Raw genomic sequence first — 15,036 nt, forward strand, 5'->3', positions numbered from 1 at the left:
CATGAAGTCAGATTGCCCGGGGGCACCTGAGACGATGCATCGGGGAACAGGACGGATCCAAGACCTTGAAACGGTCTCAGACATCCTGATGACTTCTTTCGTGAATTGAGACTGTTGGAGCAGGGACCTGTACGTCAGCACACTCCGTGTTGCTGGCGGGGTGGAGTGTCATCCATCTGGGAGCCTCCGAATCCATGCTGTCACTGTCGTGATTGATCACTCATCTGGCAATGTTCTCGAAGAAACATTGATGCATTCGTGATGTTGCTTCAACTCTCTTAACTCCTCAGACTGAATGCGTTTCCCGGTCCCACTCCTCCCGGTCCTGCCGTGAGAACCCTGCGTCTGGCCACGTGGTGCCTGCTTTCAGCGATGGTGGGGGTCGGCTGTGCCTTGTGGTGGCACGGATGGGAGAACCACCAGGCAGAGCTGCCGGCGGTGATCAGCGACATGCTCGCAGAGCCCGAGCCCCCTCCACCTCCACCTCCGCCTCGCGAGGACCTGGTGCGGTTCCACCCGGACCGGAACCTGGACCTGCTTCGGCCGGACGGCACCAGCGTGAGCATCGGCTACCACAGCGCTGTCGTTGATCCCCGCTGGATCGACGTTGAATTCTTCGGGGGCTGGAACCGGGAGATGGACGCCAACGAAGACACCGATGCCCTGCTGTTCACGTCGGGGCCGACCTTTGCCCGCGGACGGGGCAACGGCGAGCTGGGGATGCGTCTTCACGGTGACCTGATGCTGGCCAACGGCACCTGGCGGGCTGGGAATCTCACAGCAGCCCGGGAACGGGCCTGGATGGGCATCACCCGGGACGGCGCTCTGGAATTCGGGTACGGCCCGCTGACCCCCGAGCTGGAACAGAACCTTCGGATGTTCATCGGAGGGCTCCACGCCTTCACCAACACCACCCGGGTCGCTCCCGAGACCTATGAAGGGGTCTACGGCGAGATGCACCTCGCTGATGTCCGGATCGTCTACGGGCTGCGGGCGGACGGGAAGCTGGAACTGGTGGAAACCGCCGATGGAGTCCACTTCCGGGACCTGAAGCACTTCGTGGAGCAGAAGGGTTTTCTGGCGGCCTATCTGCCGGATCACGCCTCCAAGTCCCGTCTGATCATTCCCGGGACACGGCCGTGGAGCCAGGAACAGGCGGTCTGGGTCAGCGGGGGCAAGCCCTCGATCACCCAGATGCCCTTCCTGCTGCGGGTCATGCCGACCCGGGAGTGGGTCGATCATCAGCTGCCGACGAGCAGCGAGCGTGAGCCAGCCGCCCAAACCAACTGACATAGGCCGACGGTCCCTCAGGCATCAGCAGATCCAGCCGCAACGGATCCTGCGGATCACTGATCCCGACCAGTTGCCCATCGGCGAGGCTTGGACGGTCCACCTCACCATGACTGCTATCCACCAGGATCACCCGGTTGTCCTGGCCGCTCCAGGCCCCCAGCTCCTGCAGCAGAGTCAGAAAGCCGCGGTCGCTGCCACCCCGCAGCCAGCCCGATCCGTCGGGAGAGGCCGTGGACGTCACCGTGTCCCCCACTCCCACCAGGAGAGGCATCCGCTCAGGCGGGATCCGGGTCCGTGCCAGCTCGAGCAGTCCTTGATGGTCGCGAGGCGCCGTCCGCACATGGAAGTCATCCCCCAGGGGTGCCTCCCCCCAACGCGCCGCGATGTGTCGGTTCAGCAGCACCAGCAGCCCCGCTTCCTTCAGGGAACCGGTGAGCATGAACTGGATGTCGGTGGTTCCGACATCACCACGCTCCGCCGGTTTCAACCGTTCGCGACCAGCCGCATCACGGCCAAGGTTCGGCGCCGCATGCAGGAAGAAAGACCCCGCCAATCCGGCATCCACCGCCTCGTTCAGCAGCTGTTCCATCAACGCCTCAAGCAGGCTCTGCAGCTGCCGTTGCCGTGGCACGTCGTTCGGGATCAGACCGAACACCGCATTGAGGTTGACGGTCGGAGACACCTGGGTGTCCAGCACCGCCACATGGGCAAACCGTTCGAGATCGCCTGAGCCCACCTCGGGCAGAACCGCCGGGAGCCGTTCCTTCAGCAGCGCTTCCATCCGTGCCGGTGCCGCGGCCAGAAAAGCCATCTCGGCATCGCTCACCCCTGGATGGCTGACGTTGCCGTGGCGATCCTGCAGCTGCACCCCACCCGCTGCCAGCCCAGGCAGGTACAACCCTTCACGCGCTGGTCGCGTCTGATCCTCAAGTGCCTGTTCAACCAGACGGTTCACACCACGGCGCCGCTCGTGTTCGCCGTTGGTGAGCACCACGAAGGCCCCCTCGAGGAGAGCCGCCGCCTCCACGTAGTTGCGATCCATCCGGCGGGTGAGCGGATCCTTCACCAACTGCATGCACACACCATCGAGGTCCTGCACGATCAGCAGGTCATCAACGACGGCCAGTTCCTGCAGCAGCTGATCCGGAGTGAGGCGCGGCATGGCGACGCGGCGGGCCGAAAACCTGGCGATCATGGCCCCTTCCCAAGGCACGTCATGCATCCCACCTGGACCGAGCAGTGGTGGCCCGTCGCCTACCTGCAGGACCTCGATCCGGCGAAGCCCAGTCGGTTCACCCTGCTGGAACGCGACCTGGTGATCTGGTGGGACAGCTCCGGAGATCGCTGGCGTGTCTTTCCCGACGTCTGCCCGCATCGGCTCGTCCCGCTCAGCGAGGGCAGGATCAACAGGGATGGGCAGTTGGAATGCCCATACCACGGCTGGAGTTTCGATGGAGACGGACAGTGCCGTCACATCCCGCAGGCCGAGGAGAGCACCCGTCCGGAAGGGCGACGCTCAAGCTGCGCCAGCTTGCCCACGGCCACGGGCCAGGGATTGCTGTTTGTCTGGACGGGTGCGCCCGAATCCGCAGACCAGGAACGTCTGCCGTTGGTGCCGGCTCTGGAGGAGACCCCGGACAGCTGGACCGTTCAGGACACCTTCCGCGACCTGCCGATGGATGCGGTGACCCTGCTGGAGAACGTTCTGGATGTGAGCCATGTGCCCTTCACGCACCACAAGACCGTGGGAAAACGGGAGAACGCTTCCCCAGTTCAGGCGGTGATCACCCGCGAAGGCGAGGACGGGTTCGAGGCCTTCTGGGAGGAGGGGCCACGCAGGGGAACGCTCGGTTCCCAGGCCACCAGGTTCGATGCTCCACAACTGATGTGGCACGACCTGACCGCGAAGGGATTCGCACGCATCCTCACGGTGGTCTACGCCGTGCCGATCCGCCGGGGGGAATGCCGCCTGTTCGCCCGCTTCCCCTTTCAGTTCCAGTCAGCGGTCCCGCGGCTGCTGATCGGATTGCGTCCTCGCTGGCTGCAGCACATCGGCAACCACAAGGTTCTCGAAGACGACCAGATCTTTCTGCATTGGCAGGAGCGCGTGCTGGAGCAGGCCGGCGGCAGCGCGGAAGCGGAACGGGCCTTCTTCCTGCCGACCAGCGCCGATGTTTACGTCACGGCGCTGCATCGCTGGCTGAACGGCAATGGCGGCGGACCCTTCGTCGGGCAACCTCTGCCGCCGCGTCTTGAGACCGCAGCGCTGATGGATCGCTATCACAGCCATACGGTGAATTGCCGCAGCTGCTCAACGGCGCTTCGCCGCATCCGGGCCCTGCGTCCTTGGCTCTGGGGAGTTCTGTGGGGTTCAGCGGCCTTGATCGGCATCAGCCCGTTCAACTGGATTGGCGTGCTCATGGCACTGATCTCAGCTGTGCTGCTCCGGCAGACCGCGCGCTGGCAGCAGGGACTGCTGGCCGGAGACGGACTGGCGCCTCGGAACAGCTCGAGGTGATCCAGCACGCGGACAGATCGATCTGCGGTGAACAGCCTTGGCGCGTGAGCACGCGCAAGTCATGGCCGCGTCCAGCCGTCTGTTCTGGCGTCGTCGCAGCGATGCAGGATTTCAGATCAGATCCCGCATTGCTGCATCCACCCTCCCGGGTGCCGGAGACGGTCGTTTCACCCTGGAGCCGCTGAGCAGCGGCCAACTGGTGCGACGCAGCCGAATGCTGCCCTTCACCGACTGCCTCGCCGCTGGAGGAGCCGATGGCGAAGGGGAGAACATCGTGCTTCTGCTCCGGGATCAGGAAGAGCTGGAGGCACTGATTTTCTACCTGGCCGCGGCCAGGGAGGAGACCCCGGCGGAGATCGCCCGACACCTCTCCTGGTTCGTGGCCGGAACCGGGGGCATCGCTTACATCAACAGCGTCAGCGCCTATTTCAACCACAACATCCCGGCCAACCTGCTGCACCGGCTCGATGGCCCCTGGATGGATCTGATCGCCAGCCGCGAGATCGCCCCAGGGGAGGAGCTGTTCACCGACTACAACCACAACGACATCGCTCCGTTCTTCCGGCACTGGTGCGCTGAAGCCGGGCTGACGGATGCACAGACGTTCCCCCGCGCCCTCTCCCGGACGAGCGAGATCTAGTCGAGCCCCATCACCCGTCGATAGGCCGGTCGATGTTGCGTCGCTGTGATCAGCTCCTGCACAGCCGGATACGGCGTCAGATCCTCCTGAGGGAAGAACATCGGCAGATAGGCCAGGTAAGCGGACACCGCACAGTCCGCTGCCCCCCATCGGTTCCCCACCAGAGGCCCGCCGGAACCCAGCTGATGGTTCAGTTCCTCCATCAGGCGAGGGAACTCCCGCTCCCGGTTGCTGGGCACGAACAGGGCGATCGCCAGCGTGGCGTTGGCGAACAGCAGCCACTGGCTGGTCAGGCTGCGTTCAGCAGCGGTGCGATCCTCGCCGCTGTGGTGATCCTCCAGATGCTGCAGGATCGCCCCCGACTCAAACAGCTTCAAAGGCCCACCGTCGGGCGCCTGGAAGCCGTCGTCCACCAGAGCGGGCAGCTTGCCGAAGGGATTGATCGCCCGGTAGGGGGGCTGACGATGTTCCTGGGCCGCGAGATCCAGCATCACCAGCTCATGGGCAATGCCCTTTTCCTCCAGATACCAGCGCGGCATCGAAACGCGTGTGCGGGGAGCGCCGTAGAGGGTCAGGGACATCAATGGGAAGCAGCACAACGACAGTCTCAGCAGAGGTGGGCTCCGTAGGCTCTCCCCATGCAGAACTCGTTCTTCGATTGCAGTGTCGACGCGGCGTCGATCCGGCGGCGGGTGCTGGAGCTCGATTCAGCCAAGGTGGGCTTCTACAGCGTTGGCCTGTATCCCGCCTCGCTGGCCTACAACTGCGCGATGCAGAACGCGGCCGGGCGGCTGATGCTCGCAGCCCGGCCAGGACGGGACCTGCTCGGGGCCTTCAGCCAGGACGCCATCGACAGCATGGACACCGGTCACGTGGAAACGGTGATCGGCATGGGCACCAGCTCACAGGGTGGCGATCAGGTGCCGAACACCCTCCGGGATCTGATTCAACGCTGCGAACTGGTGGTGCTCAGCGCCAACAGCAACCACGTTGAGGAGGACCTGCAGGAAGCCTGCCGGCTGCGCGATGAGCTGGGGCGAGACCAGGTGGTGCTGGCCTGTCTGGCGGGATCCTTCAACCACGACCCGATTTCCAACACCGCCTATGTGCTGTGTGAGAAGCAGCCGAACCTTGCCTTCTTCTCAGGCTTCCACCGCCATGGAGCTCTGCGCAACCCCTTCGACAGCTTCACCGCCAACTTCTGCCATCCCAATGCGCTGACGGCGATGCTGGGGGCGCAACTGCTGGATCGCCTCTCCCCGAACATCCAGGTTGCGGCGGGCGTTCACAACGTGGAAGGCCAGTACATCAAGGCCGCCAAGAACATGGCTTCGGTGTTCGCCGGTTTCGGCTACGCCTACCACCAGGACAACCCCGGCGTGTTGCCGACGCTGCTGACCCTGCTCCTTGATCAGTGTCTGGATCAGGCCGCCACGGTCTCCATGGCCCGCACCGATCGACAGAAGCTCTACCACCGTCAGCCGATTCCGCTCACGGAGCTCGGCTACGCCGTTCCCCGGATTGAAGCCACCCTGGTGCGCGACGGTGACTTCGAGAAGGTGCGCGATCACACCTTCTCCCAGCTGACCGCGATGGTGGCGGATGTCCGCGGCAGCATGATGCTGCCGGTGTCCGGCAGTCCCACCCGCAACTTCCAGGCTGGTCAGGTCCTGGCGGACAAAATGCGGGAATCGGGGCGCTGCCCCGCCTCCATGGAGGAGCTGGAAGCCTGGTGCGAGCAGGCCGGGCTGCGCAAGGGCGCCCTGGAAGGTCTGAAATCCCTCCGCTACTGGCCCCTGATCGCTCGGCAGTACGCCATCCCCATCCATGACGCGTCGATGGTGAACCTGCTTTACATGGCCGTCTACGGCCGTCCGGCCGTCAAGGAGACCGCTTACCGGGTGATGACAGAAAGCCGCGAACTGTCGAACTACTGCCAGGAGTCGGTCCGTCCCACCCACGCCCGTCGCTACGCCGAGGCGCTCCAGAACCTCGAGGTACCCGAAGCCATGGATCTGGTGGTCAACGCTGTGATCGCGGACAACGCACGACGCGCCATGCGCGGCGAGGTCACCCTGGAGGAGGCGAACGCCGGGCTCCCCGCCTATCTGCAGCTCATGGACGTGATCGAGAGCCAGCTCGACATCTGAGTCGGCTGCTTTTCTGCACACCACAGACCGGACTCGCCCAGGAACAGCGCGATGGTTCGGGTCTGAGTGTGCTGCGATCGCTGATGACCGAGGCTGTGGAAGCCATCGCCGATCGCTTCCATCCCCGCGAGCGGATCACCGCGATCAGGGCCCTTGGCTCCGGCAATGTCAACGAGACCTTTCTGGTGACGCACGACGGGCATGCCCAGGGAGGAGCCTTCGTGCTGCAACGCCTCAACACCACGGTGTTCGAACGGCCCGATCTGGTGATGCGGAACCTGGTGGCCCTGGGCGATCACGTGCAGCGTCGGCTGGCCTCCCCTCCCCCGGAGCTGAGCGGGCGCCGCTGGGAGGTTCCCACCGTCGTTCGCTGCCGGGAGGACGCCCACTGGGTGGAGCAGGACGGCCAGTTCTGGAGGTCGATCACCTACATCGGAGCCGCCACGACCTCTGACGTGATCCGCGATCGCCATCAGGCCAAAGAGGTGGGCTACGGCCTGGGAATGTTTCACAGCCTGATCAGCGACCTGCCGGCCGAACACCTCGCCGACACCCTTGAGAATTTTCACGTCACACCGGCATATCTGAAGCACTTCGACTCCGTGGCCAGGCCTGCCTGCCCCGAAGGATCCCTGCTTGCTCAGGCCATCGCCTTCGTGGACGGACGCCGCGGGGGCATCGACGTGCTCGAGGCCGCACTGGAACGGGGAGAACTCCGGCACCGTCCGATTCACGGGGACCCGAAGATCAACAACGTGATGATGGATGAGGCCAGTGGCAAGGCTGTCGGCCTGATCGATCTCGACACCGTCAAACCGGGCCTCGTCCATTACGACATCGGCGACTGCCTGCGGTCCTGCTGCAATCCCGTCGGCGAGGAGGAAACCAACCTCGACGCCGTGCATTTCGATCTCGGACTCTGCGAAGCGATCCTCGACGGCTACCTGACAGTCGCCAGAGGCTTCCTGAGCAGATGGGATCTTCACTACCTTCCGGATTGCATCCGTCTGATCCCCCTCGAACTGGGACTGCGATTTCTGACGGACCATCTGGAGGGGGATGTCTACTTCCGCACCAACCGGCCCGATCACAACCTGCACCGAGCAGCCGTGCAGTTCCGTCTGACGGCCAGCATCGAAGCACAGATGGACGCAATCCGGGCCCTGGTGCGGAAGCTCGGAGCCGACATCGGGAACGGACACTGAGATGCCTCGCCCTGCCGTGATGCTGCGCCAGGCCTCGCGCCTGGTCCCCTTCGAGGGGGGGCTTCCCTCCGGACTGAAGGTGAGTGCAGAGATGATCTGGAGCCGGGATGGATGGCTTGAGCTCAGCTATGGCGTGCTCACGACCGCCTCCTCCGGTCTGGCGGATCTCGTGACTCCGGATGGGCTCATCGACGGACTGCAGACGAACGGTGAACGCCGTGATGGTCTCTGGACCACCACCTGTTTCGAAGCCTTCTTGGCTCTCCCGGGATGCCCGGACTACTGGGAGATCAATCTCTCGGCGAGCGGCGACTGGGCCCTTTACCGCTTCGATGCCTACCGGCAGGGACAGCACCCCCAGGACCTGGCGGAAGCCCCTCTGATCCGCCTGCGCCGCTGGCACCATCAGTTGCGGCTGGACGCAAGATTTCCACTGACTCCCTGGTGGCCTGAGCAGATCTGTCCTGACCTGGCCCTGAGCTGCGTGCTCGACCGAGGCGAGGCCGGGCTTAGTCACTGGGCTTTACGCCATCCGCAGCACCAGGCCGATTTTCACGACCGCAGCACATTCCTTCAGGCCTGATCTTCGCCGTAAGGTCCAGTCGTCACGCACAAGCGGTCATGCGACTCCGCCCAGCCCTGCTGCTCCCAGTGGTGCTAGCCAGTCTCGGCCTGACCATCACCGCTCTGGGGAACCAGAACAGAGCCGGCGACTCCGCTGCCTCCACACCGGCACCGGCCACAGAACCGATCGTGGCGTCGGCCCCCACCCCCCCCGAGCGTCGTTACCCGCGGGTGCCTGCGGATGATCAAGCGGCAGCCGAGCTGCTCCTGAGCGTGGAGTCGGCTCTGCGGGATCCGGCCACGCCTGCCGATGCCCTGCCCGACCTCGGCCACCAGCAGCAGGTCATCTATCGGGTGCTGTCCAAGGACCGTCCGCGCTCGCAGAGGGTTGTGGCGGCTCTGCCCGCACGCTGGCGGAGCATCGCGGAACGGCATCTGGCGGCACGGCGGGAATTCCTGCGCATGAGCAGGGGCACAGGGCCCTCCTCGCTTCCGGCCTGGCGGATCATCCAGCCCGAACCAGCCGAACAGCTGATCGCCTATTACCGCAAAGCGGAGGCGGCCACCGGCATCGAGTGGGAGGTGCTCGCAGCCGTGAACCTCGTGGAAACGGGCATGGGACGCATTGACGGCATCTCGGTGGCGAACGCCCGTGGACCGATGCAGTTTCTTCCCACCACCTGGGCGGAACCCGGCATCGGCGCTGGGGACATCCGCGATCCCCATGATGCGATCCAGGCAGCCGCCCGCTATCTGGTGAGACGGGGAGGCCTCAAGGACATCCGTCGCGGCCTCTGGGGCTACAACAACAGCGACTACTACGGCAAAGCGGTCCTGCTCTACGCCTCTCTGATCCGTGAGGATCCGCGTGCGTACACAGGCCTGTATCACTGGGAAATCCACTTCAATGCCGACGCAGGCGATCTGTGGTTGCCGGTGGGTTACAACGAATCGCGCCGCGTGCCGGTGCAGGACTACCTGCGCCGACATCCGCAGAGCGCACCACCGGCCGACTGAGCATCGCCACCTACGCTGACAACGAGCTTGAAGAGCAGCGCGTGCCCAAGGAAACCTCTCATCGGGGCGATGAACTCAAGGCCCTGGGCTGGACTGCCCAGGATGTCTCCCGCTATGTCGAGCTCTGGGAGTACCGGCAGCGCTGGGGCGCGATGAATCTGGAGCGGGAGGATCGCCTGTTCCTGAGGAAGGCGGAAAATGCTCTTCCCGCCATCCTCTCAGGCAGGGCCGCCGCCAAGAAACCCACCCAGGACAAGACCTACTACAAGTGGCTGAGCTTCCACCGCGATGCGATGCGCTCCGCTGAAGCGGAGATGAGCATCGCCGAGGAGGAACAGGGGGCCTGGCCGCTGATGCTGGAGACCGAACTGCGCCTGCTCGATCACTACGCCCCCGTGCTCGGTCTGCCGGACACCCTCAAGGCCAAGGGGCTGGGCCCGCTGCGCGAGACCCTGGCCGGGCAGGCAGCGGAACTGGGAACCATCAAGGACTATGACTTCGAGGCAGCCCTCAACACCCTGAAGGAGAAGGAACCGAACCGCTGGCGTCACCTGCGCGATGGCGAAGGCGCGGACCGCCGTTACCCGGTTCTCTCCGCCGAAACGGCGGTGCAGTTCCGCAGCACCGCCCTCAGCGAAATCCAGGCTTTTCTGCGCGGAACCTTCCCATCCCTGGCCGAGACCGACAAACCCGAGCTACAGGACAACTAGATCGGAGCGACGACGCTCCCTCCCACGCACGATGTCCCCTCACTTCGAAACCCTCCAGCTGCATGCCGGCCAATCGCCGGATCCGGCGACCAACGCCCGAGCGGTGCCGATTTATCAGACCAGCTCCTATGTGTTCAATGATGCGGAGCACGGCGCCAATCTGTTTGGCCTGAAGGAATTCGGGAACATCTACACCCGTCTGATGAATCCCACCACAGACGTGTTCGAGAAACGGGTGGCAGCACTGGAGGGCGGCATGGCAGCCGTGGCCACCGCGTCGGGGCAGTCGGCCCAGTTCCTGGCGATCACCAACTGCATGCAGGCAGGAGACAACTTCGTCTCCACCTCGTTCCTCTACGGGGGCACCTACAACCAGTTCAAGGTGCAGTTTCCCCGCCTCGGCATCGACGTCCGGTTCGCCGATGGCGATGACGTGGAGAGCTTCGCCGCACAGATCGACGACAAGACCAAAGGGATCTATGTCGAGGCGATGGGCAATCCCCGCTTCAACATCCCCGACTTCAAGGGCCTCTCCGCTCTCGCCAAGGAGCGAGGCATTCCGCTGATCGTCGACAACACCCTCGGGGCCTGCGGAGCCCTGCTGCGCCCGATCGAGCATGGCGCCGATGTGGTGGTGGAAAGCGCCACGAAATGGATCGGAGGCCATGGCACCAGCCTTGGTGGCGTGATCGTCGATGCCGGCACCTTCGACTGGGGCAACGGCAAATTTCCACTGATGAGCCAGCCCAGCCCGGCTTATCACGGCTTGGTGCACTGGGATGCCTTCGGCTTCGGCAGCGACATCTGCAAGATGCTCGGCGTTCCCGATAACCGCAATGTGGCCTTCGCCCTGCGTGCCCGCGTGGAAAGCCTGCGGGACTGGGGTCCGGCCCTGAGCCCCTTCAACAGCTTCCTGCTGCTGCAGGGACTGGAGACCCTGAGCCTGCGGGTGGAACGCCACACGGAGAACGCCATGGCCCTGGCCAGCTGGTTGCAGCAGCATCCGAAGGTGGCACAGGTCAGCTATCCCGGCCTGCCCGCGGACCCCTACCACGAACGCGCCAAGGAATATCTCACCGGGCGGGGCATGGGCTGCATGCTGATGTTCTCCCTAAACGGCGGCTATGAGGATGCCGTTCGCTTCATCGACAGCCTCAAGTTGGCGAGCCATCTGGCCAACGTCGGCGATGCCAAGACCCTGGTGATCCACCCGGCCTCCACCACCCATCAGCAGCTGAGTGAAGCCGAACAGGCCTCCGCAGGCGTGACACCAACCATGGTGCGGGTCTCCGTCGGTCTGGAACACATCGACGACATCAGGGACGACTTCGATCAGGCGCTCGCCGTTCTCAGCTAGATGCCGATGACAGCCCCATGGCACTGATTCTTCCCCGCAGTTATCACAAGATCGGTGCGGTGGAACGCAACCGGATCTCCTGGATCGAGCCCGAGCAGGCGGAACGCCAGGACATCCGGGCTTTGCGGATCGGAATCCTGAACATCATGCCTCTGGGCAAGCAGTACGAATTCAACCTGCTGCATCCCCTGGGGCTTTCCGTGCTCCAGATCGAACCGATCTGGATCCGTCTGCGTTCACACGCCTACCGCAGCTGGGACCAGGAACACCTGGATCAGCTTTACGTCACCTGGGAGGAAGCCCTGGCGCAGGGCCCTCTGGATGGTCTGATCATCACCGGGGCTCCGGTGGAGCATCTGCCCTTCGAGCAGGTGACCTACTGGAGCGAGCTGGTGGAGCTGGTGGGAGAGGCCCGCAGCAGCTGTGCCAGCACCCTGGGACTCTGCTGGGCGGGATTCGCTCTCGCTTATCTCGCCGGGGTCGACAAGATCCCCTTCGAGCGCAAGCTGTTCGGGATCTACCCGATGCGAAGCCTGGTTCCGGGCCATCCGCTGATGGGGACGCAGGATGATCGCTTCTTCTGTCCGCAGAGTCGCCATGCCGGCCTCTCCGATGCAGCGATGGAATCAGCCCAGCGTCAGGGACGCCTTCGCCTGCTCTCCCATGGCGAGCGGGTTGGATACACGATCTTTGAAACCCCGGATCAGCGACAGCTGATGCATCTCGGCCACCCGGAATACAACGTGGGACGCATTCTGGGAGAGATGGAACGAGACCGGGCTCGGGGCGATGTACCGCCTCCGGAGAACTTCGATGCGGATCATCCCCAGACGCTCTGGCGGTCGCATCGCAACCTGCTGTTTCAGCAGTGGCTCTGGTTCTGTTATCAGCGGGTGAGTCTGACCGCCTGAGGCTGAAGGGCCAGGCTCTCGGAACGCTCCGGAGCAGCCTTGCGGTTCAGTTCCCGCTCAAGCGTGGCGATGCGACGTTCCCTCAGGCAATGTCGACAGCCCCCCAGGGTCTGGAGGTGCTTTTCCGGGGTGATGCAGATCAGCTGAACCGGATGGCGTCGGCAGCGGATCTTGACCGGGCTCTTGTAGCTGCGCCAGCGCATTTCGCTGTAGTCGAACTGATCGCCGAAGCGTTGCTCCGCCCGCTTGAGGAATTCGGTTTCGGTGATGCGTGCCGCCATCACGGAACTGTATGGGCTGGTTGCCGCAGACCGAGCAGGCCTGTCATCCCCCTTCACGGAGCCGGCAGCCCCGGAGGCAGGGCGATGAGGGGCTGTGCCTGCAACACGAGACGGTCCTGAATCATTCAGGCTGGCGCCATCGACAACCAGGGTGGATGTCATGAACAGTCCGGACATGGCACCGCCTGTGTGCCCGAGCCGGCAGCCCTGGACGCTGCACCGAGGCTGGTTGCCGCCGGAGCGGAGCAACGTTTGGCAGCGCACCATCACGCAGGAGATGGCATGGCAGCAGCCGATGGTCCAGGTGTACGGCCGCCGACACGCCGTGCCTCGCCTGACGGGGTTCCTGGCCAGCGAAGGACTGCGTTACCGATACAGCGGCACGACCCACTGCGGTGAGGGCTGGCCCAGCTGGTTCGAGCTGCTGCGGCAGCAGGTGAACGAAGCCTGCGGAACGTGCTTCAACGGATGCCTGCTCAACCTCTACCGAAACGGTGAGGACCGCATGGGGTGGCATGCCGATGACGAACAGGAGATTGACCAGACCCGGCCGATCGCCTCACTGTCGCTGGGGGCAACCCGCGATTTCTGCCTGCGCCATCGCCAGGACCCTATGCGGAGGGAGACCCTTGCCCTGGCGGACGGCGACCTGCTGGTCATGCATCCCGGATGCCAGCAGCAATGGATGCATGGGGTTCCGAGCCGGCGTCGAATCAGGACATCACGCGTGAACCTGACCTTTCGCTGTTTTCTTCCCTGAACGTTCCGGGAAGTCAGCAATGTTGCAACAGTTTCCGCCAGTGGATTGATCTGCCGTGTGCACCTGGGGAGCTGAGCATTGGATGAGCTCAACGGCAACGATCAGCGCAGGCTTGCAGTAAGACAGCACGCATCAATCACTTGTATCTGACAACACATCAAACAACAGGAAATCCTGCAGCAACCGAGGATCCAGAGGGTCTAGGCAGAAGTACAGGACTTCACACCACCTGATTGATGCGGTAGCCGATCACGGTCAGGACTGTGATCAAGAACACCAGAACAACGGACCCAACGAGATCAACCTCTCCCATCGACATCTCCGACGAAACCCACAGCTCCAATGTAACGACGATCCATCAACCGTCACAAGGCGGAATCCCGCCCCGCCGACGCGCTCTTAACAAAACGTAGGAAGAAAGATGAATATTTTTGAGCGGCACTTTGTTGATCACTGCCGCACTTCAAATCATCACGCCTGATTGAACAGAATGGTGACCAGAACACCCCAGATCGGGGCTGTCAGCGCAGCACAGACCGTGCTCCACAGCACAAGCCCGGCCGCAAGGTCCTGATCCCGTCCTGCGGACTCGGCGATCAACAGCAGGGAGATGGCCGCCGGAGCAGCACCCTGAAGCGTCAGGGCCTGAATCATCAAGGGATCAAGCCGCAGCAGCAGACCGATGCTCAGCAGCAGCAGCGGGTAACCGATCAGCTTGGCCAGCAGCACCGGAGCCACGGAAGCCGCCAGAGGCCCCGGCGCCCGACGATCACGGGCGATGCTGCCAAGACGCAGACCCACCACCGCCAAAGCGAGAAGAATGACCACCTGCGAGGGGATCCACATCGCCTCGGCGACCCCTGCACGCCACGGGGTCCATTGAACGAGCAGAGCTCCGGCCAGCCCCCTCACCGCCGGGCTGGCGGTGAGGCTCATGAGCAGCCTGATCGCCCTGCCGCCCTCTCGGGGAGAAGGCGCCGCGATCAGCATTGGACCGACACTCCAGGTGAGCAGCGTCGCTCCGAGGTCGTAGCCGATGCTGATCGGCAGAGCCGAGGCGGGCAGAAACGCCAGCGCCAGGGGAATGCCCACATAGGCCGTATTGCCGACGCAACTTCCGAGCCTGCTGCAGGGACCGGGAAGCAGGCGACGCAGCGGCGGGACCCTGGCGCCGACCACGAGCACCACCCCGATCGCCGCGGCCGCCAGCAGCGCCGCCTGCAGCATCTGGCCGCTCAAGCCGCCCTTGAGCAACAGACCCATCACGCTGAGCGGCACACCGAAACGCACCAGAGGCAACGCCAGGCGACCCGAGAGATCGGGATGGCGTCCTCCGATCCAGAACCCGACCAGAAGACAGGGGATCAGGCTCAGCAGCATGGCGTGAAGGTTTCCAAGGACCGCCGGCACGACCGCACCACCCCTGTGCCAGGGTGGCAACCGTCCATCGACTGACCGCCATGCTCCGTCGAACTCTGCAGCGGCGTTTTGAACAACTCAGGCTGCGACTGTCCGAACAGGTGCAGACCCTGCCCCTCGGCAACGACAGCTGGCTGGACACCGAGCGGGAACTGATGGCCGTTGAACGAGCGCTGGCACGGATGCCGCTCTGCGAGAGCTGAAGGAAGCG

At 64.1% G+C, this 15,036-nt stretch carries 16 protein-coding genes; 12 read left to right on the top strand and 4 right to left on the bottom strand.

The window, feature by feature from the left end:
- The first annotated feature begins 330 nt into the window (after window positions 1–330).
- Window positions 331–1,290 carry a hypothetical protein gene (locus KR49_RS03610; protein WP_043691703.1) on the top strand — a complete coding sequence of 320 codons (960 nt, stop codon included), beginning with the start codon at window positions 331–333 and terminating at the stop codon, window positions 1,288–1,290.
- Here the strand turns inward: KR49_RS03610 and stpA are convergent.
- Window positions 1,214–2,455, bottom strand: a complete 1,242-nt coding sequence (stpA, locus tag KR49_RS03615) for a glucosylglycerol 3-phosphatase (RefSeq protein WP_043691705.1) — start codon at window positions 2,453–2,455, stop codon at window positions 1,214–1,216. The genes KR49_RS03610 and stpA overlap by 77 nt on opposite strands.
- A 54-nt stretch (window positions 2,456–2,509) precedes the next feature.
- Here stpA and KR49_RS03620 point away from each other — a divergent pair, with 54 nt between their 5' ends.
- On the top strand, window positions 2,510–3,811 hold the full coding sequence (locus tag KR49_RS03620; RefSeq protein ID WP_043691709.1) for a Rieske 2Fe-2S domain-containing protein: 1,302 nt from the start codon (window positions 2,510–2,512) through the stop codon (window positions 3,809–3,811).
- A gap of 61 nt (window positions 3,812–3,872) precedes the next feature.
- Window positions 3,873–4,451 carry an SET domain-containing protein-lysine N-methyltransferase gene (locus tag KR49_RS03625; protein ID WP_043691712.1) on the top strand — a complete coding sequence of 193 codons (579 nt, stop codon included), beginning with the start codon at window positions 3,873–3,875 and terminating at the stop codon, window positions 4,449–4,451.
- On the opposite strand, the gene KR49_RS03630 is transcribed toward KR49_RS03625, so the two are convergent.
- Window positions 4,448–5,032, bottom strand: a complete 585-nt coding sequence (locus tag KR49_RS03630; protein WP_043691716.1) for a glutathione S-transferase family protein — start codon at window positions 5,030–5,032, stop codon at window positions 4,448–4,450. The two genes, KR49_RS03625 and KR49_RS03630, sit on opposite strands and share 4 nt — an antisense overlap.
- A 57-nt stretch (window positions 5,033–5,089) precedes the next feature.
- Between KR49_RS03630 and KR49_RS03635 the strand changes: the two genes are divergently transcribed.
- From KR49_RS03635 to KR49_RS03665, 7 genes are all read left to right on the top strand, one after another.
- Complete coding sequence (locus tag KR49_RS03635) at window positions 5,090–6,601, top strand: hypothetical protein (RefSeq protein ID WP_043691719.1); 1,512 nt, start codon at window positions 5,090–5,092, stop codon at window positions 6,599–6,601.
- Window positions 6,602–6,684: 83 nt separating this feature from the next.
- On the top strand, window positions 6,685–7,806 hold the full coding sequence (locus KR49_RS03640; protein WP_043696680.1) for a phosphotransferase enzyme family protein: 1,122 nt from the start codon (window positions 6,685–6,687) through the stop codon (window positions 7,804–7,806).
- A gap of 1 nt (window position 7,807) precedes the next feature.
- Window positions 7,808–8,389: a DOMON-like domain-containing protein gene (locus KR49_RS03645; RefSeq protein WP_043691722.1), complete on the top strand. Its 582-nt coding sequence runs from the start codon at window positions 7,808–7,810 to the stop codon at window positions 8,387–8,389.
- Between the two features lie 38 nt (window positions 8,390–8,427).
- Window positions 8,428–9,387 (top strand): transglycosylase SLT domain-containing protein, encoded by a 960-nt coding sequence (locus tag KR49_RS03650; protein ID WP_043691724.1) that lies wholly within the window; start codon window positions 8,428–8,430, stop codon window positions 9,385–9,387.
- Between the two features lie 41 nt (window positions 9,388–9,428).
- Window positions 9,429–10,097: a hypothetical protein gene (locus tag KR49_RS03655; protein WP_043691726.1), complete on the top strand. Its 669-nt coding sequence runs from the start codon at window positions 9,429–9,431 to the stop codon at window positions 10,095–10,097.
- A gap of 31 nt (window positions 10,098–10,128) precedes the next feature.
- On the top strand, window positions 10,129–11,454 hold the full coding sequence (locus KR49_RS03660; RefSeq protein ID WP_043691728.1) for an O-acetylhomoserine aminocarboxypropyltransferase/cysteine synthase family protein: 1,326 nt from the start codon (window positions 10,129–10,131) through the stop codon (window positions 11,452–11,454).
- A 17-nt stretch (window positions 11,455–11,471) separates the two neighbouring features.
- Entirely contained in the window at window positions 11,472–12,365 is an 894-nt protein-coding gene (locus KR49_RS03665; protein ID WP_043691731.1) for a homoserine O-succinyltransferase, read from the top strand.
- Here KR49_RS03665 and KR49_RS03670 read toward each other — a convergent pair.
- On the bottom strand, window positions 12,341–12,646 hold the full coding sequence (locus KR49_RS03670) for a hypothetical protein (RefSeq protein ID WP_043696682.1): 306 nt from the start codon (window positions 12,644–12,646) through the stop codon (window positions 12,341–12,343). The genes KR49_RS03665 and KR49_RS03670 overlap by 25 nt on opposite strands.
- A 160-nt stretch (window positions 12,647–12,806) precedes the next feature.
- Between KR49_RS03670 and KR49_RS03675 the strand changes: the two genes are divergently transcribed.
- Window positions 12,807–13,406, top strand: a complete 600-nt coding sequence (locus KR49_RS03675; RefSeq protein WP_253912811.1) for an alpha-ketoglutarate-dependent dioxygenase AlkB — start codon at window positions 12,807–12,809, stop codon at window positions 13,404–13,406.
- 471 nt (window positions 13,407–13,877) lie between these two features.
- Here KR49_RS03675 and KR49_RS03680 read toward each other — a convergent pair whose 3' ends face one another.
- Window positions 13,878–14,786 (bottom strand): AEC family transporter, encoded by a 909-nt coding sequence (locus KR49_RS03680; protein WP_043691736.1) that lies wholly within the window; start codon window positions 14,784–14,786, stop codon window positions 13,878–13,880.
- 80 nt (window positions 14,787–14,866) lie between these two features.
- Between KR49_RS03680 and KR49_RS14210 the strand changes: the two genes are divergently transcribed.
- A complete protein-coding gene (locus tag KR49_RS14210; RefSeq protein ID WP_173402123.1) occupies window positions 14,867–15,028 on the top strand; it encodes a hypothetical protein in 162 nt (53 codons plus the stop codon).
- Window positions 15,029–15,036 lie beyond the last annotated feature (8 nt).

Origin of the sequence: Synechococcus sp. KORDI-49, from assembly GCF_000737575.1 — a bacterium.
Taxonomy (GTDB): domain Bacteria; phylum Cyanobacteriota; class Cyanobacteriia; order PCC-6307; family Cyanobiaceae; genus Parasynechococcus.